Origin of the sequence: Lactonifactor sp. BIOML-A5, assembly GCF_009677585.1 — a bacterium.
Lineage (GTDB): Bacteria > Bacillota > Clostridia > Lachnospirales > Lachnospiraceae > Lactonifactor.
On the sequence record NZ_WKYV01000004.1, the window covers coordinates 14,617 to 32,812 of the forward strand.

General features: G+C 46.4%; 19 protein-coding genes and 1 riboswitch. Of the genes, 14 read left to right on the forward strand and 5 right to left on the reverse strand.

Annotated elements, in window-relative coordinates:
* Nucleotides 1–5: 5 nt before the first annotated feature.
* The 5 genes from GKG41_RS03715 to GKG41_RS03735 are packed head-to-tail and all read right to left on the reverse strand — an operon-like array spanning nucleotide 6 to nucleotide 3,350.
* On the reverse strand, nucleotides 6–443 hold the full coding sequence (locus GKG41_RS03715; protein ID WP_154257182.1) for a hypothetical protein: 438 nt from the start codon (nucleotides 441–443) through the stop codon (nucleotides 6–8).
* A 21-nt stretch (nucleotides 444–464) separates the two neighbouring features.
* The gene (locus GKG41_RS03720; protein WP_173015491.1) at nucleotides 465–950 is read right to left on the reverse strand and encodes a DUF4860 domain-containing protein; all 486 of its coding nucleotides are present in this window, start codon (nucleotides 948–950) and stop codon (nucleotides 465–467) included.
* A gap of 11 nt (nucleotides 951–961) precedes the next feature.
* Entirely contained in the window at nucleotides 962–1,288 is a 327-nt protein-coding gene (locus GKG41_RS03725; protein ID WP_154257186.1) for a hypothetical protein, read from the reverse strand.
* A gap of 41 nt (nucleotides 1,289–1,329) precedes the next feature.
* On the reverse strand, nucleotides 1,330–2,382 hold the full coding sequence (locus GKG41_RS03730; RefSeq protein WP_154257188.1) for a type II secretion system F family protein: 1,053 nt from the start codon (nucleotides 2,380–2,382) through the stop codon (nucleotides 1,330–1,332).
* A 32-nt stretch (nucleotides 2,383–2,414) separates the two neighbouring features.
* A complete protein-coding gene (locus GKG41_RS03735; protein WP_154257190.1) occupies nucleotides 2,415–3,350 on the reverse strand; it encodes a transglutaminase-like domain-containing protein in 936 nt (311 codons plus the stop codon).
* Between the two features lie 190 nt (nucleotides 3,351–3,540).
* On the opposite strand from GKG41_RS03735, the gene GKG41_RS03740 reads away from it, so the two are divergent.
* From GKG41_RS03740 to GKG41_RS03800, 14 genes are all read left to right on the forward strand, one after another.
* A complete protein-coding gene (locus tag GKG41_RS03740; protein ID WP_072849281.1) occupies nucleotides 3,541–3,861 on the forward strand; it encodes a PadR family transcriptional regulator in 321 nt (106 codons plus the stop codon).
* Nucleotides 3,861–4,592: a hypothetical protein gene (locus GKG41_RS03745; protein ID WP_154257191.1), complete on the forward strand. Its 732-nt coding sequence runs from the start codon at nucleotides 3,861–3,863 to the stop codon at nucleotides 4,590–4,592. The genes GKG41_RS03740 and GKG41_RS03745 overlap by 1 nt, the downstream gene beginning before the upstream one ends.
* Nucleotides 4,589–5,392 (forward strand): DUF4097 family beta strand repeat-containing protein, encoded by an 804-nt coding sequence (locus GKG41_RS03750; RefSeq protein ID WP_154257193.1) that lies wholly within the window; start codon nucleotides 4,589–4,591, stop codon nucleotides 5,390–5,392. Before GKG41_RS03745 ends, GKG41_RS03750 begins: the two co-directional genes overlap by 4 nt.
* A gap of 30 nt (nucleotides 5,393–5,422) precedes the next feature.
* Nucleotides 5,423–5,605: a PspC domain-containing protein gene (locus tag GKG41_RS03755; protein WP_154257195.1), complete on the forward strand. Its 183-nt coding sequence runs from the start codon at nucleotides 5,423–5,425 to the stop codon at nucleotides 5,603–5,605.
* 85 nt (nucleotides 5,606–5,690) lie between these two features.
* Nucleotides 5,691–5,897 (forward strand): small, acid-soluble spore protein, alpha/beta type, encoded by a 207-nt coding sequence (locus GKG41_RS03760; protein ID WP_154257197.1) that lies wholly within the window; start codon nucleotides 5,691–5,693, stop codon nucleotides 5,895–5,897.
* Nucleotides 5,898–6,002: 105 nt separating this feature from the next.
* The gene (locus tag GKG41_RS03765; protein WP_154257199.1) at nucleotides 6,003–7,403 is read left to right on the forward strand and encodes an NCS2 family permease; all 1,401 of its coding nucleotides are present in this window, start codon (nucleotides 6,003–6,005) and stop codon (nucleotides 7,401–7,403) included.
* Nucleotides 7,404–7,526: 123 nt separating this feature from the next.
* Nucleotides 7,527–7,723: riboswitch (cobalamin riboswitch) on the forward strand.
* An 831-nt stretch (nucleotides 7,724–8,554) separates the two neighbouring features.
* Nucleotides 8,555–11,200 (forward strand): valine--tRNA ligase, encoded by a 2,646-nt coding sequence (locus GKG41_RS03770; RefSeq protein WP_154257201.1) that lies wholly within the window; start codon nucleotides 8,555–8,557, stop codon nucleotides 11,198–11,200.
* A 44-nt stretch (nucleotides 11,201–11,244) separates the two neighbouring features.
* On the forward strand, nucleotides 11,245–13,344 hold the full coding sequence (locus GKG41_RS03775; protein WP_154257203.1) for an LTA synthase family protein: 2,100 nt from the start codon (nucleotides 11,245–11,247) through the stop codon (nucleotides 13,342–13,344).
* 131 nt (nucleotides 13,345–13,475) lie between these two features.
* A complete protein-coding gene (locus GKG41_RS03780; protein WP_154257205.1) occupies nucleotides 13,476–14,777 on the forward strand; it encodes a folylpolyglutamate synthase/dihydrofolate synthase family protein in 1,302 nt (433 codons plus the stop codon).
* A complete protein-coding gene (locus GKG41_RS23080) occupies nucleotides 14,770–14,919 on the forward strand; it encodes a hypothetical protein (protein ID WP_167594272.1) in 150 nt (49 codons plus the stop codon). The genes GKG41_RS03780 and GKG41_RS23080 overlap by 8 nt, the downstream gene beginning before the upstream one ends.
* Before the next feature lie 12 nt (nucleotides 14,920–14,931).
* The gene (locus tag GKG41_RS03785; RefSeq protein WP_154257207.1) at nucleotides 14,932–16,443 is read left to right on the forward strand and encodes a tetratricopeptide repeat protein; all 1,512 of its coding nucleotides are present in this window, start codon (nucleotides 14,932–14,934) and stop codon (nucleotides 16,441–16,443) included.
* A 159-nt stretch (nucleotides 16,444–16,602) separates the two neighbouring features.
* The gene (locus GKG41_RS03790; RefSeq protein WP_319018685.1) at nucleotides 16,603–16,926 is read left to right on the forward strand and encodes an anti-sigma factor antagonist; all 324 of its coding nucleotides are present in this window, start codon (nucleotides 16,603–16,605) and stop codon (nucleotides 16,924–16,926) included.
* A gap of 11 nt (nucleotides 16,927–16,937) precedes the next feature.
* Nucleotides 16,938–17,381 (forward strand): anti-sigma F factor, encoded by a 444-nt coding sequence (gene spoIIAB / locus GKG41_RS03795; protein ID WP_154257210.1) that lies wholly within the window; start codon nucleotides 16,938–16,940, stop codon nucleotides 17,379–17,381.
* A gap of 11 nt (nucleotides 17,382–17,392) precedes the next feature.
* Nucleotides 17,393–18,106: a SigF/SigG family RNA polymerase sporulation sigma factor gene (locus tag GKG41_RS03800; protein WP_154257212.1), complete on the forward strand. Its 714-nt coding sequence runs from the start codon at nucleotides 17,393–17,395 to the stop codon at nucleotides 18,104–18,106.
* Nucleotides 18,107–18,196: the final 90 nt, after the last annotated feature.

Sequence of the window (18,196 nt, forward strand, 5' to 3'; positions counted from 1 at the left end):
TTTTGTTATCGGGCGAGAGACAGATAACGGTTAACGTCCAGCTCATAGATACAATCCTTGCCCCGGATATCTGTTACCTCTATGTGGGAATACAGCATCTGCGGCTGAAAAGACAGATCCGCCCGAAGCAGGTATTTGGCATCTTTCTTTTTGCAGAAGTCCCACTCACTATCATAGTAGAGCCGGAAGCCATGAGTGTCAACAACGGCGTCGGGCAGAAATTCGCTGACTGCGGAGGAACTGCAGTCGGTAGTACGGATCACCTCCGCAGCACTCTGGGCCTGGCTGACTGCCTGGTTCAGATCTGCGGCCTCTCTGGTGAGAAGATGGGACTTCACAAACAACTGAACACAGACTGCGCTGGCCAGTGAGAAGAATAAAATTGCGATCATGAGTTCCATAAGGAACAAACTGGAACGTTTTGCCGGATTATGAGTTTTCATTTGATTACTCCTCTGGGATATTCAGGAACTATGGGTTCCTATGAGAAGGGAACTTTTGCTGCCGCCCGTATCTTCCACAGTAAAGCGGTACAGATTCTGTCCCAATTCTTCTACAGTAAAATCATTCACGGTAAGTATTTCCTGGCCGCTGCCGTCGGGTACAACAGCCCCCTCTTTTGTGTATAACTCCTTGAGCTGTCTTCCTTCGTAGAGATAAATATAAGTGATATACGCAGTATCCTCAATCTCCTGTCGGATTACCAGGGCCTGGTGGCCCTGAAAACTGCCCACGCTTACATTCCCGCTTGTATCATTCTGTCTGATTTTTTCCGACAGATACGTAAGAGCAGTGCTCCGGGTATGATACGTATTCGATTCTGATACTGCGGACTGATAGACATCCGCCCCCATAATAACTACCATCAGGGCGGAGGCTGCAAATACACAGAAAAGCGCCAGTGTAAATACCAAATCTACCACATGGTTTCTTGATGTTCTTATGTTCATACTGTGCCTCCTCATTCCTGTCTGGAAATAACTGTGATATCAGGCAGAATATTGGATCCGGTGACCTGATAGTCCACATAGAACCGGCTGCTGTCATAGGTAATCCCATAGTGTTCTTTCAGGTATTCCAGGCTTTCCGGGTACGTGCCTTCTGCTGCATAGCACCGCACTACTGCCTGAGACAGAGCTGTTTTCAGGCTCTTTTCCTGCTCTTTCAGGGAAATCCTTGAGATAGAAGTAACTCCTGTATAGAATAAGAGCAGAATTCCCGCAAAAATAAGAACGGAAAGCCACAGGTTTCTGGTATTAGGTTGCTTTTTATGCTGAAATCGGGCCATATGCCTTACCTCCTAATTGCTGCATTGCGGTTCCTACAGGGCTATAGACTGGACATAATACCCATAAGCGGCAGAATTACAGACAACAGAATCATACCTACAATAATAGAAAGAACAGCTACCAGAGTAGGCTCCAGTACCGAAATCATCCGGTTTATATGGGAATCTACTTCCTCCTCGTACAGGGAGGCTATTTTATCCATAACAGTTTCCAGGGCACCTGTTTTAAACCCCACGGAGATCATCCGGGAATACAGTCCGGTAAAGAGATGTGAATCTGCCAGGGCCTGGGAGACATCAACGCCGGTATCCATTAATTCCATACAGTTTTTTATCTTGTCCGTCACTTTCGGGTTATCTGCAAGGGCAGATGCCAGTTCCATACTCTGGTGGGTGTCTAGCCCGCTGCTGAGTGTAAGAGCCATACCTCCTGCAAACCGCCCGGAGGCCATCTTTTCCCAGAGATCTCTGGTGAGGGGAAATGCGCTGAGAAAGGCGGTCAGCCTTTTTTTGCCGGATTTACCCTTTGCAAAATAAAGATATATAAGGAAGAGGGCAACAAGAATTCCAATAAATACATAGGAGTACCTTCCAAGAACCTGTCCCAGGTTCATAAGACCTCTGGAAAATCCTGTCATTTCCTGTCCAAGCTGAAGAAAAACCTGGTTGAAGATAGGCAGTACCTTAACAATTAATACTACGATAATAATCAACATCATACCGATCATAATAAAAGGATAGGTAACAGCACTTTTTATAGACTGGGCCACAGATTCCTCCCTTTCATAATATCGGCTCAGGGAGTCCATGACCTCGTCCAGACGCCCGGACTGTTCCCCCAGTTCTGCCATGTGAAGCATATGAGAGGGAAATGCTCCCGTCTCTGCCAGGGCCTCCCGAAAGTTTCCTGTGGACTGCAGGGTATTGCAGATGATCCGGAGAATCTCCTTCTCCTGACTGCTGCCGGCATCCTCCAGCATAATGGTAATCCCCTCAACAGAAGAAATTCCGGCTTTTAAAATCATAGCCATCTGACTGCAGAAGGAAGACAGCTCTGTATTTGTCAATGGCTTGATGCGGGTATCCTGTGCCATATAATCTCCTTTCCAAAATCTTCGATTAACAGTTAATAAGAATATTGGAGCGTGTAATTACTTCCGTCCCCAATATACTTTTTCAAATCTTTTGCGCCGTTGCTGGCTGCAAGCGTGGGATCCATGAGTTCCCAGGACTTACCGTCAAAATGAATAATATTATCCACCCACCCGATTTCGTCCAGATACGTACTGATCCAGGCATGCTTCAGCTCCTGGGTGTAACCGATCTCCAGTTTCGTCGGAATCCCCTGGGAACGGAACATAGTAGTCATAAGTGAAGCATAGTCAAAGCAGATCCCTTTTTTGGTCTCCAGTGTTTCATCCACATCAGGAAGATATCCGCTTTTTACGTTATCCGCTTTTTCTTTATCATACTTGACATCTCCGATTACAAAATCATAGATCTTTTCTACCACTTCCAAATCAGAATAACAATTCTCCGCCAGGGAGGCAGCTTTTGCCACCGCCAGGGAATCAGCAGTGAAGCGCACATACTGATTGGGATACAAAAACGGGGAAAATTCATCGCTTAACGTAACCTCCAGAGGCTGGGAGAATGCAGTGGCATACTGGTCATCTACTACATGCTCCATAATGTCCACCTGGTATGTGCCGTCTCCACCGGGCAGGGGAAAGACATCATAATCTCCGTTTAGTGACAGTGTATACTTATATACCGTCTGATCCGGCAGGGTGAGAAGAACCTTTACTAATTCACAGGTACCGGTATACTTCACCATCACATATCCGTCAGAGGTATGGGAGGCATCGATGACAACAGAATCATCTCCGTAGGTCACAGTTCCATCAGCCACAGGGGTCAGTATCTGAGGAGTGTTATCTCTGGGTGGACCTTCTGGCTGAGACTCTGTTTGCTTTTCTTTATGACTGCAGCCAACAAAAAGGCAGAGGGCAAGTAAAAGAATGGTTATTCTGTATTTGCCGCGGTACTTGCATCTGTCCATGAATCAGCCTCCTACCTGTTTGTTATAAATATCCTATTTGAACTATTTTAACACAGATAAAAAATAAAAAAAATACTTTGTAAATACTATTGACAAAACCATATTATATAACGTATAGTATTAAATATAAAATAATATTACAAAAAAAATAATAATATATTTTTTATAATGATTGGAAAGGAGTGGTTTTATGGTATTTAATACAGGTGCCGCCTTGCTGGACGCAATTGTGCTGGCCGTTGTATCCAGAGAGACAGACGGTACATACGGATATAAAATCACCCAGGATGTACGCCAGGTTCTGGAAGTATCAGAGTCAACGCTCTATCCTGTATTGCGCAGACTTCAAAAAGATGCATGTCTGGAGGTCTATGATATGGAATACGGAGGAAGAAACCGAAGATATTATCAGGTAACAGAAAAAGGAATCGCGCAGCTGGATTTATACAGGAAGGAATGGAAAAACTATTCCGGCAAAATTACGCAGATGTTCGAGGGAGGGAGAGTATAATGAACAGAATTGAATTTATGAAGCAGCTTGAGCGGCTGCTCTGGGATATTCCGGAACAAGAGTGCCGGGATGCCATAGATTTCTACAACGCTTATTTTGATGATGCCGGCCCCGAGAATGAGGCGCAGGTAATCAGTGAACTGGGGAGTCCGGGGAAGGTAGCCGCGATTATCAAAGCGGATTTGAAGGGGAGCGCCCAGACAGAAACTTACGGAGAATATACAGAGACAGGATACCAGGATCACCGTTTTTCCGGGGGTACCCAGGTACCTGACAGGACGAATGTTATCCGTGAGAGAGAGGAAAGCGGCCGAAGGAGAAACCGGGGATATCAGGGCAGACAGACAAGGAGCGGAGGAAATCTGGCTCTGGTGATCGTGATTTTGGTATTTACAAGTCCCGTATGGTTGGGTCTGGCCGGAGGAATCCTTGGAATTGTGTTTGGCCTGGTGTTTGGAATCCTTGGAGTGGTTCTGGGGATTGGAGCTGGCTCCCTGGGACTTCTGGCCGGAGGAGGAGCGGTAATTGTTTCCGGGATCTTGAAAATAGCGTCCAATCCTGCAGTAGGGCTTGCCTCCTCAGGAGCCGGGTTCCTTATGGTGGCAATAGGCATAATGCTTCTGGTGGCTTTTCTCTGGGTAGTGGCAAAGCTTCTTCCTATGTCCCTTCGGGCTGTGGTTGGATTGTGCCAGAGGATTTTTCACCGTGGCAGAGGAGGTGACAAGAGATGAAAAAGTTTACTAAGATAAGCTTTATAGCCAGCGGAGTTCTTGCTGTGGTGGGGATTGCTTTCCTGATATCTGGTTTTGTCATGGGGGTAAGCTGGCAGGAAGTAGAGGATACCTTCGAACTTCACACTGCTGCCAGATGGATTGAAGATCACGGAGACATAATAGAGGGCAGTGAGGCATCTCACAGCTTTCCGGCGGCTGAGATTAAAAAACTGGAGATTGAGTTTAATAAAGGAGACCTGTATCTGTCAGAGACCGACGGTGATGAGATTCGTGTAAGTACCTTTAATGGAAAAGACAAGGTAAACCAGGAAAACGATACTCTAAAGATTGAGAGCAGAGGCCGGGTCAACAACGATAATACTATTGAAATAGAGATCCCCAGAGGAGTGAGCTTTGATGAAGTAGAACTTAAGATAGATGCAGGCAGCGGTCAGGTAGACTATCTGAAGACGAATGAACTGGAAGCTGAGGTCAATGCCGGCGATCTCACCTTTTATGAAGATATTGCAGCGGCAAAAGTCAATTTAGATGTGAATGCCGGAAGCTTAGACACAGAGCTGCTGGATGCCAAAGAAGTAGAGATAAAATGTGATGCGGGTTCTGTGAGCACCATACTCTCCGGAAGACAGAATGACTATCAGATTGAAATGAAAGGAGACCTGGCATCTGTAAGTCTGGATGGTTTTGAATACTCCGGACTGTCAACCAAAAAGCAGTGGGGAGATCCCAATGCGTCCAGAAAACTCGAGGCCAAATGCAATGCCGGGAGTCTGGACATAGAATTTGAACTTGATTAAAAAGCGATATATAGAAAGGGGAAATTTAGTATGAGTGAAAAAAGATTATACCGTTCATCGGCTAATTATATGCTTTGCGGGGTATGCGGAGGTATTGCAGAATATTTTAACATTGATCCCACACTGGTACGTCTGGCATGGGTGATACTCAGCTGCTTTGGAGGAAGCGGGATTATAGCATATATTGTAGCGGCTATTATAATTCCCAAGTAAGAGCGAAGATTTACGAACCGTCTGAATAAAGTACCATAAAAAAGGTCATACTCCAGTAAGAATATAAAGGAGTGTGACTTTTTTTATGGGAAAATCGAAGAAAAAGGAAGAAATTAAATTACATGAGCTTACACCCGAGGAACAGTTAAAATACGAGATTGCTGAGGAACTTGGGCTTCTGGATAAAGTAATGGAGACAGGGTGGAAAAGCCTGTCCGCCAAAGAGACAGGAAGAATCGGCGGATTGATTACGAAAAGAAAAAGACAGCTGAATCAGGGAAAAGAATCTTAGGCCGGATGGATTCGGAGTGTTAAATTTATATTGACACTCCGAATCCATTTGTCTTAAGATATAATTCAGTTAGAAGAATTTAAAACACGAAGGAGAATCTGCGTTATGAATGAGACCAGCAAACAACAGTCAGTTCTGGAAAGATTATTCCATTTAAGAGAGAATGGCACGGATGTGAAGACAGAAGTGATCGCGGGACTGACAACTTTTATGACTATGGCTTATATTCTGGCCGTAAACCCCTCTATCCTGAAAGAGGCAGGCATGGATCAGGGGGCTGTATTTACTGCCACAGCCCTGGCGGCCCTGGCGGCCACTTTGCTTATGGCAGTGCTTTCGAATTATCCCTTTGCTCTGGCCCCGGGAATGGGGCTGAATGCCTACTTTGCTTTTACTGTAGTGATCGGTATGGGGTACAGCTGGCAGGAAGCACTGGCTGCGGTATTTATTGAGGGAGTAATCTTTCTGCTCTTGTCTCTGACAAACGTCAGAGAGGCAATCTTTAATTCCATTCCAATGTCGCTGAAATATGCGGTTTCAGCGGGAATTGGCCTTTTTATTGCTTTTATTGGCCTGCAGAACGCAAAGATTGTGGGAGCGGACCCTTCTACCTTGGTATCTTTCTTTTCTTTTACGGGTTCCATAAAGGAACATACCTTCTCTACGGCAGGGATTACCGTACTCTTGGCACTCCTGGGCACCATACTTATGGCAGTGCTCCTGGTAAGAAAAGTGAAGGGCGGTATTTTGTGGGGGATTCTGGGCACCTGGGCAGCCGGAATGGTGTGTCAGGCTGCGGGGCTTTACCGGCCGAATCCGGAGACCGGATTCTATAGTCTTTTTCCGGATTTCAGCGGTGGCATTGGGGTTCCGGGAATGGGGGAGACCTTTATGCAAATGGATTTTTCCAGGGCGCTTTCCCTGGATTTTGCGGTCATTGTGTTTGCCTTTTTGTTTGTTGATATCTTCGATACTCTGGGAGGATTGATGGGGATAGGAGCGCAGGCAGATATGCTGGATGAGGAAGGAAGACTACCCAGGATCAAAGGCGCATTGATTTCAGATGCATTGGGAACCAGCATAGGTGCAGTCTTCGGAACCTCTACAACAACTACATACGCGGAGAGCGCAACAGGGATCGCAGAAGGAGGGCGCACCGGGCTGACCAGTGTAGTGGTCGCCGTATTATTTGGTCTTTCTCTCTTTTTATCCCCGGTTTTTTTGGCGATTCCTTCCTTTGCCACGGCTCCGGCTCTGATTGCGGTGGGATTTATCATGGTAACCTCTATTGCCAAGATACCTTTTAAGGATTATTCTGAGTCGATTCCAGCCTTTGTCTGCGTTATGGCAATGCCGTTTTTTTACAGTATTTCAGAAGGAATCTCTCTGGGAATCATTTTTTACGTGCTGGTGAATGTGCTTAGCGGCAAGAGGAAAGAAAAGAAGATTAGTCTGCTTATGTATATTCTGGCGGCAATCTTTGTACTGAAGTATATACTTATCTGACCGGGAAGCTTATTCGCAGCCGGACAACTGCCCGCTTTCGGCCTGCCTTCAGGCGGGCCGAAAGAGTTTTTCCGGGATGGTATTGCATTATGAAAAAAATTGTGCTAGAATAATTCTTGTATAATTCCATATGCAGCATCCAGTGCACCTGTGTTGACCGCACAACATTGGTGAAAAGGGAATTAGGTGAGAGTCCTAAGCGATCCGGTCACTGTATTTGGGGAGCGATACTTTAGAAGTCCATTGTACGCAAGTATGAGAAGGAAAAGTAAAGCTGTGATCCATAAGTCAGGAAACCTGCTAGATGCCAAAGGTGAGACTTCCGTGCAAAGTTGAACATCCCTTTTATAATATCCGCAAGTATTATAATTGATGTATCTGCTTACCCGCTGGGAGAGCAGATTTTTTTATGGAATGCCAAAGGTAACGGAGCCTGTGTGAATTATGCATTGATTAAATGGCAAGGTGAGTTGCCCTGATTCAAGCTCTGATTTACTGCTATGCGATCCCTGTTGTTCCGCAACCAACAGGTCCGCAGATCCTCCGCGAAAGATCAGAATTGTTCGTGACCGAATCAGGGTGGACCCGCCCCATTTGCGGATGAGAAGAGAAGAAAAAGAGATTCCCTACTTGACAAACAGCAAAAAGCCTACTATGATAGGACGTAAGTTCAATAGGAAAAGGTTATGAGAAAGAGGAGTATATCTAAAGACCCTGTCAGAGAGGAAGGTTCACCGGCTGAAAAACCATCCCGGGAAGGTTAGATAGAAGGTAGCTTTTGAACCGGAGGGCTGAAGATTTTGCGAGTGGTTTCGTAGAGGGATTCATTGTAGAATTGGTAAGCCATCACGCCTGGTCTGCGTTAAAAGACTTAAGAGATATAGGAGAGAATGCAGTTCCTTCCTATAATAAAGGTGGTACCGCGCATCTGAGATAAGTATGACGCCCTTTACAACAATTGTTGTAAGGGCTTTTTTTATTACATAGGAAACTTTGTTTCCTATGTAATAAAAAACCCTCCGGGGGATCACACTGCGGCGGAAAGGAAGATGCTGTCTGCGACAGCCCGCCTGGTACAGGAATTGTATTTCCCAATACGCTCAGAAGAGTAAAAATAAGAAAAAGAGAAAATAATACCAAGGAGGCTATCCATGAGCAAAGAGTTAGCAAAGACCTACGATCCCAAGGGACTGGAGGATAGAATTTATCAAAAATGGCTGGATAACAAATATTTCCATGCAGAAGTAAACAGAGAGAAAAAGCCGTTTACCATTGTAATGCCCCCGCCAAATGTAACAGGGCAGCTTCATATGGGCCATGCACTGGACAATACGATGCAGGATATTTTAATTCGTTTTAAGAGAATGCAGGGCTATGAGGCACTATGGCAGCCTGGCACGGACCACGCGGCCATAGCCACCGAAGTAAAGGTCATTGAGAAGCTGAAAGAAGAGGGAATTGATAAAGACGATATAGGAAGAGACGCGTTTCTGAAACATGCCTGGGCATGGAAGGATGAGTACGGCGGAAGAATTATCAATCAGCTGAAAAAGCTTGGGGCATCCGCTGACTGGGACAGAGAGCGGTTTACCATGGATGAGGGCTGCTCCAAGGCAGTGGAAGAAGTGTTTATAAAACTCTATAACAAAGGATATATTTACAAAGGCTCCAGAATCATAAACTGGTGCCCCGTATGCCAGACATCGATCTCTGATGCAGAGGTAGAACATTCGGAGCAGACGGGCCACTTTTGGCATATCAGATATCCCATCGCAGGGAGCAGTGAGTTTGTTGAGATTGCAACTACCAGACCAGAAACAATGCTGGGGGACACAGCGGTTGCTGTGAATCCTGAGGACGAGAGATACACAGACCTTATCGGCAAAACCCTGAAGCTTCCTTTGACAGACAGAGAGATACCGGTCATCGGGGATCCATACGTAGACAAGGAGTTTGGAACTGGGTGTGTGAAGATCACCCCGGCACACGACCCCAATGACTTTGAAGTGGGAAAGCGTCATAATCTGGAAGAGATCAACATACTAAATGATGATGCAACTATGAATGACAGGTGCGGCAAATATGCAGGCATGGACCGCTACGAAGCCAGGAAGGCCATGGTGGCAGACCTTGAAGCGCAGGGGCTTCTGGTGAAGGTAGAAGAACATGTGCATAATGTTGGGACGCATGACAGATGTAAAACTACCATTGAGCCTATGGTAAAACCCCAGTGGTTCGTCCGCATGAAAGAGATGGCAAAACCTGCTGTGGAGGCGGTGAAAAAAAAGGAGTTGAAGCTGGTTCCTGAGCGGATGGAGAAATCTTACATGAACTGGATGGACAATATCCGTGACTGGTGCATCTCCCGGCAGCTCTGGTGGGGGCACAGAATTCCGGCCTATTACTGTGACAGCTGCGGAGAAGTGGCAGTATCAAAGGAAAAACCGGCGCTCTGTCCAAAATGCGGGTGTGCACATCTGACTCAGGACGAGGATACTCTGGATACCTGGTTCAGCTCAGCGCTGTGGCCGTTCTCCACTCTGGGCTGGCCTGAGAAGACGGAAGATCTGGAATATTTTTACCCTACCAATGTTTTGGTAACCGGCTATGATATCATATTCTTCTGGGTTATCCGTATGGTATTCTCCGGAATTGAACAGACTGGCCAGCTTCCCTTTGACACCGTAATTTTCCATGGACTGGTGAGAGATTCCGAGGGAAGGAAGATGAGCAAGTCTCTGGGAAATGGAATCGACCCTCTTGAGGTGATAGACAAGTACGGAGCAGATGCGCTGAGGCTGACACTGATCACCGGCAATGCACCAGGCAACGATATGCGTTTCTATTGGGAAAGAGTGGAGGCCAGCCGTAACTTTGCCAATAAAGTATGGAATGCATCCAGATTTATTATGATGAATCTGGAAAAAGCTGAATCGGCGGAAGAACCGGATCCTGCAGCGCTCACTGATGCGGACAAATGGATTCTCTCCAAGGTGAATACCCTTGCAAAAGACGTAACAGAGAACATGGACAAATATGAGATGGGCATTGCTGTACAGAAGGTCTATGACTTTATCTGGGAAGAGTTCTGCGACTGGTTTATTGAGATGGTAAAACCAAGGCTTTACAGTGACGCAGATGAGACGAAAGGGGCGGCTCTTTGGACCCTGCGGACAGTGCTTACCAATGCGCTGAAGCTGCTGCATCCCTTTATGCCCTTTGTCACAGAAGAAATCTACTGCACGCTCTGTCCGGAGGAGGAATCCATTATGATCTCCAGCTGGCCTGCATTCAGAGAAGACTGGAGATTTGTTGAGGAAGAGAAGAAGGTAGAATTGATAAAAGGGGCTGTAAGGGAGATTCGGAATGTGAGAACGCAGATGAATGTTCCTATCAGCAAAAAAACAAAAGTGTTTGTGGTTTCAGAGAAGGAGGAGGTGCTGGACACCTTTGAAAAGGGCAGGGTATTCTTTGCTACCCTTGCACATGCCAGCGATGTTCTGGTACAGAAGGATAAAACAGGAATAGGAGAGGATGCAGTCTCAGCAGTAATCCCTGATGCGGTAATTTATCTTCCCCTGGCAGAACTGGTAGATATAGAAAAAGAAATTGAGCGTCTGAAAAAAGAACAGGAGAGGCTGACGAAGGAACTTGCCCGTGTAAACGGTATGCTGAAAAACGAGAAATTTATGAGCAAGGCTCCCCAGCAGAAGGTAGAAGAAGAGCGGGCAAAGCTGGAAAAATATACCCAGATGATGGAGCAGGTAACGCTGCAGCTGCGTCAGATGGAGAAATAGGAAAGGGCAGGCATGGCCTGCCCTCTAAGTAAGAGAGGTTAATTATGGAAAAATGGATAAAAAGACTGAATCTGGTGTCTGTCCCTCTGCAGATGCTGGCAGTGTGTCTGGGATACTTTATAATAGAAGCAATCTCCCGCCATTCTGTGGCCGAGGCTTATACATTCATGACAGAACGTCCTTTAGTCTTTTTGTATAATGCATTTTTAATATTTACCACTACGCTGATTGTCTATCTGGTGAGGAGACGTGTGTTCCTGCGCACTCTTCTTGCTATTTTCTGGATGGGACTGGGAATTATAAACGGAGTGCTGCTGTCTAACCGGGTTACACCGTTTACAGGACCGGATCTTCATCTGATTACAGATGCTTTTAACATTATGAATAAGTACTTGTCCCCCGGTCTCATGGTAGTGGCGCTCATCGGAATACTTCTTGCGCTGGCGGGACTGGCCCTGCTGTTTTTTAAGGGACCGAGATATCAGGGAACACTGAAATACAAATGGAATATCCCCCTGGTTCTTGCAGGGGTGCTGGCTTTTGCGGGGACAACCAAGCTTGCCCTGGAAAAGAGGGTACTGTCTAATTATTTTGGGAATATAGCCTTTGCCTATGAAGACTACGGTTATCCCTACTGTCTGGCTACAACACTGTTTAACACAGGGATTAGCTGTCCTAGAGAGTACTCGGAAGAGACCATTGCCAAGATTGAGGAAAGCGAGAATAAGCTGCCCGAAACCACAGAGAACAGGCCAAATATTATATTTCTCCAGCTGGAATCTTTCTTTGATCCCACATTGGTAAATTATCTTCAGTTTTCAGAGGATCCCATTCCTAATTTCCGCCGCCTGATGTCAGAATATTCCTCTGGCTACTATCGGGTCCCGTCGGTAGGGGCAGGGACGGCCAACACAGAGTTTGAGTCCATAACCGGGATGAATCTGCGCTATTTTGGTCCGGGGGAGTATCCGTATAAGAGCATTCTCAAGGAGAAAACCTGTGAGAGCGCTCCCTATGTACTGAAGGGGCTGGGGTATACCACCCATGCTATACACAACAACGAGGCTAATTTTTATGGAAGGCGATCAGTGTTCGCTAATCTGGGGTTTGACACCTTCACATCTGAAGAATATATGGATGAGCAGGATGAGGTAAATCCAAATGACTGGATGAAAGATAAAGTCCTCACCAGGCATATACTGGACTGCCTGAACTCTACAGAAGGCCCGGATTATGTCTATACGATCTCCGTCCAGGGCCATGGAGATTATCCCGAGGAACCAATGATTGACAATCCTGAAATTACAGTCACCGGCGGTGAGTCAGAGGCTGTGAATAACAAATGGGAGTACTATGCCAACCAAATTCATGAAATGGACGAATTTGTACAGGAGCTAATTGATGCGCTCTCTCAGCTGGATGAAGATGTTGTGTTAGTTATGTACGGAGATCATCTGCCCACTATGGGACTTACCGTTAAGGATGTCAAGAACCGCTATCTGTTCCAGACAGAGTATGTTATGTGGGACAATATGGGCCTGAAAAAGAAGGATGAGAATCTCTCTGCCTATCAGATGGCCGCAGAGGTTATGAATCGTGTGGGGATTCACGAAGGAAATATCTTCCGGTATCATCAGGCGCGGAGAAAAACAAAAAATTATCAGGTAGATCTGGAAATGATCCAATATGATATTTTGTATGGAAAACAGTATGTTTACGATGGGCAGAGTCCCTTTGAACGTACCAAGATTCATCTGGGTATTCATGATGCTACCATCTCTTCGATAGAGCCGGTGTCTGCCAACAGCTATTATGTGACCGGAACAAACTTTACCCAGTCTGCATTTGTGGAAATCAATGGGGAACTGGTAGAGACTACCTTTATAGATCCCAGGACGCTGCTCCTGAAAGATGTGGAGTTAAAGGATGGGGATGAGGTGGACGTGGCCATAAGAAGCAACAGCCCCACAAAAAAGGTGCTCACAAGAACAGAGCCGATTATCTACAGGATTCCTGTGGCGGATGTGAGCCCGGGTGATTTGACAGGGCAGCCTCCGGAGACTTTGCCGGAGGAGGGACTGACGGATGGCATGACAGACACGGGGCAGGAAGAACCCCAGAATCTGGTTCCTCCTGCAGAGTAAAAGAAACTTTAAGAGATACGACATAATTTGCTTGCATATTGCCACCGCTATATTATAATGGTAAAGAGCGACCAAAACGATACAGCGGTGGCTTTCAATTTAGTTTAACAGAGAAAAGAGAGGAAACAGCTTTGTTTACGTATGAAGAGGCAGTAGAATACATTGAGGAGATTCCTAAATTTACAAAGAAAAATAAGCTGGAACACACCAAAGAATGTTTAAGACGTTTGGGGAATCCAGGTTCTGATAAAAAAATCATCCACGTTGCAGGCACTAACGGGAAAGGGAGCGTCTGTGCCTTTCTGGCTTCTATGCTCCGGCAGGGAGGCTGTGTCTGCGGACTGTTTACATCCCCCCATCTGGTGGAAATCAATGAACGGTTCCAGATTGACGAGGTGCCTGTGGACAACCAGCTGTTTCTGGAGGCATTTATTAAGGTAAAAGAACTTTCGGACGAACTTCTGTCCGAGGGAAGTTACCATCCCACATATTTTGAATTCCTCTTTTTGATGGGAATGTGGATCTTTTGTAAGACAGATGTGGAATACATTATTCTGGAGACAGGGCTGGGCGGGAGGTTGGATGCGACGAATTCCATTGCCCGGCCTCTGGCCTGTGTCATCACATCCGTCAGTCTGGATCACACAGAATATCTGGGTGACACAGTAACTGCCATCGCAGGTGAAAAGGCCGGTATTATTAAGAACCAGGTACCTGTTATCTATGACGGCAATCTCCCTGCATCCTCTGAAGTAATCAAAAAGAGAGCGGAATCCCTGGAGAGTTTATCCTGCCCGGTGACAGAAGATCAGATTTCCATTCATAGAATTGCCGCCGAGGGCATTGATTTTTCGTGGAAGAGCGGGTATTATCAAGATGTGGCTGTCAGGATTCCTTTTATTGCCAGGTATCAGGTGATGAACGCCGCTTTGGCTATGAAAGTGATGGAGGTCCTGAAAGATATCCATAAAATACCGGTGGAAGCTCTGGTGGAGGGGATCGCAGTAACCAGATGGCAGGGCAGAATGGAAACAGTTCTGCCGGGAGTTATTGTAGACGGGGCCCACAATGAGGATGGGGTGGCACGCTTCGTTGAAACGGTGTCACATTTTGAAGAGGAATATCCGGTGACCCTGTTATTTTCTGCAGTATCGGATAAAGATTATGAGGACATGATTCGGGAAATTTGCAGCGGCCTTTCCCTCTCCGGGGTTGTAACCACCGAGGTGGGGGGATATCGGGCCGTCTCAGCCGGCAAACTGGCAGAGGTATTCCGGGAGAATGCCTGCGAAACAGTATATGCTTGTCCTAATATAGAACATGCATTTGAGAAGGCCTGTGACCTGAAAAAAGAAGGGATGCTTTTCTGCGCAGGTTCTTTGTATCTGGTAGGGGAGATAAAGGATTATATCAGGAGGAGAGTACATGATTAATTATGAAGAGGAGCTAAAGAAGTTTCAGCCCTGTCTGGATGTAGATGACGCAGAGGGAGTGATTTACAGCCGGGATTTGACAGATGTCATTGATATCTTAAAGGAAATTATGACAGAAACCAGCGGTAGTGACAGAGAATAAGGAGATGCTGAAATGAATTGTATGTTTTGTGGCGCTCCTTTGGGTGCTTCTGATTACTGCGGCAGCTGTAACCGCAATGTGGGAGCTCAGAAGAAGGCATTGCTCTTGTCAAATCTCTATTACAATCAGGGACTGGAAAAAGCACAGATCCGGGATTTGTCCGGGGCAATTGACTGTCTAAAGAGAAGTCTGAAGCTGAATAAGCTGAATATACAGGCAAGAAACCTGCTGGGGCTAGCCTACTTTGAAACAGGTGAGGTGGTGGCAGCTCTCAGTGAGTGGGTGATCAGTAAGAACATCCAGCCCCAGGGAAATCTTGCTGCTGAGTTTATCCAGAAGCTTCAGGGGAATCCCAACCGTCTGGATACCATTAATCAGACGATTAAAAAATACAATCAGTCTCTGCTTTACTGCAGGCAGGGAAATGTTGATATGGCTGTTATGCAGCTGAAAAAGGTCCTGGCCCAGAATCCTAAGCTGATCAAAGGGTATCACCTTCTGGCACTTCTCTATATCAGAGAACAGGCCTATGAGAAAGCTAGGAAACTGCTGAGAAGTGCGGCCAAAATTGATAAGACCAATACCACCACCCTCCGCTTTCTGCGGGAGGTGGACGAGCAGACCGGAAAGGTGACCAGTCTGGAACCCAGGTTCCGGGGACTGAGCCGAGAGAAGGAAGAAAAGAAAGCAGAGCGGTCTGTGTATTATTCCGGGAATGATCTTGTGATTCAGCCGCCTGCGTTTAGGGAGAGCTCTACGGTGGCCACGCTTCTGAACCTTGGATTCGGTCTGGTGGTTGGGGCTGCCCTTTTATGGTTTTTAATCGTACCGGGCAAGATCCAGAAAGTAAATCAGGAGGCGAATCAAAAGGTAGTGGAATACAGCGATCAGGTGGCTAGCCAGGCAGCTGAACTTGAGCGTCTGCAGAGCAGCATAGAAAGCTCCCAGAGCACAGTAGATTCGGCAAACGATCAGGTTGCACAGGCCGAGGAAAAGGCTGCCAGTTATGATAATCTGATGAAAGCTTCTGCTGCCCTGCGTGAGGAGAACTATACCACGGCGGCCAATGCACTTCAGAGTGTAAATCCTGACCTTCTGTCCATAGAGGCGAAATCTGTGTATGATACTGTGTTTGGAGAAGTGAAGACAACTTTGTACCGCCAGTACAAAAAGGACGGGGAGAGTGCCTATGAATCTCAGGATTATGCCACAGCTATAGATCAGCTCACCAAAGCCCAGGAGATTGACGCCAGTGATTACAATGTCCTGTATTATCTGGCTATGGCGTACAGGGAAACCGGAGATACGCAGAATGCCATTGCCCAGTTCCAGAAAATAATCGATACCTTTCCGAATACAAAGCGGGCCACAGACGCTAAGGATTATATGGAGGCCCTCGGAGGAACTCCGGGAAACGGGGACAGCGGTGAAGGAGACACCCAGGGAGAGGAGCCCCAGGAGGAGGATTCCGGAGACCAGCCGGAAGATACAGGGGACAACAGAGGTACAGAAGAAGGAGAATAAAGCTTACAGGAAGAAACAAAAAGAGAAACCTCGGATTAGGGGATGCACCAAACTGTGTGCATCTCTTTTTGTTGTACAGATACTTAAGAACCCGGAAAAACACATGAGAACAGTATAAAGCTTGTAGAAAAGGGGAAAGATGGGAATATGGAGGAATTTTTGCTTAAAAAAGGGAACTGTCTGATGGTTGCGGTTCCCGGAGAGCTGGATCATCACACCGCGGAGCCGATCCGCAGAGCGGTGGATAAAAGACTGGAAGAGGGAGTAATCCGGAATGTAGTGTTTGACTTCCGGAATACTACATTTATGGACAGCTCAGGGATCGGTATGCTGATGGGGCGTTACCGGCTTTTGCGCTATATGGGAGGTACAGTGACTGCGATCCACGTAAGTGACAGGATCCTGCGTATTATGCAGCTGTCAGGGATCCATAAATTTATAGAAATCAGCCAGGAAACTGTATGGACACAAAAAAGAAAGTGAGGGGAGCAGATATGGAAAATACCAATGAAATGATAATTGAATTTGACAGCCGTTCCTGCAACGAGAGTTTTGCGAGAGTAACGGTGGCAGCTTTTTGTACCCAGCTGAATCCGACGCTGGAGGAGATGACAGACATAAAGACAGCAGTCTCTGAAGCCATTACCAATGCTATTGTCCACGGGTATGAGGGGGAGATACATAAGATAAGGATAGAATGCCGTATCCGCGATAATGAGATGGAGGTAGGTATCATTGACCGGGGCAGAGGAATAGAAAATGTAAAGAAAGCAATGGAGCCGCTGTTTACCACGAAACCGGAGCAGGACAGGTCCGGAATGGGATTTGCTTTTATGGAGGCATTTATGGACGAGGTAACTGTGGATTCTGCACCGGGACAGGGGACGAAGGTGTGGATGAAAAAAAGAATAAGCAATAAGAATACACTGTTCGAATAGAAGGAGGAAATATGGACCATATCCTTGCCCTGATCGGGCGTGCGCACCAAGGGGATAAGGAAGCAAGAGATACATTAGTAGAGGAAAATATCGGATTAGTATGGAGTATAGTAAAGAGGTTTGGCAACCGTGGAGTGGAGATGGAGGACCTGTTTCAGATCGGAAGCATCGGACTGCTTAAGGCTATCGACAAATTTGACACGTCTTTCGATGTCAAATTCTCCACCTATGCTGTCCCTATGATTGCCGGGGAGATTAAGAGGTTTCTCAGAGATGACGGTATGATTAAGGTCAGCCGCTCCATGAAAGAGATCTCGTATAAAGCTTATGTAACCCGGGAAGAACTGGAGAGGAGTACAGGAAGAGAACCAACCCTTCTGGAGATTGCCAATGAACTTCAGGTAACCCAGGAGGAGCTTGTTATGGCAATGGAAGCCGGCTCCCAGATAGAATCCCTTCAGAAAACAATCTACCAGGGAGACGGCAGCGATATCTCTCTGGAAGAGAAACTGGAGGAAAAGAAGGATCATCAGGAAGCACTTCTCAACCGGTTGCTGCTGGAGGAGATTTTGGGTACCCTGGAGGCCCAGGACAGAAAATTAATTTATATGCGTTTTTTTCAGGAAAGAACCCAGTCAGAGATTGCAAAAGAGATGGGAATCTCTCAGGTGCAGGTATCCAGAATGGAAAAAAGGATACTTCAGTCTCTCCGGGGAAAGCTTTAGCTGCCTTACACATACAGCCTGCTGTGCGGTCTGCATCCTTTGATGCAAATCCCGGCAGGCTGTATTTGTATATTTTAATAGAAAGAAAGG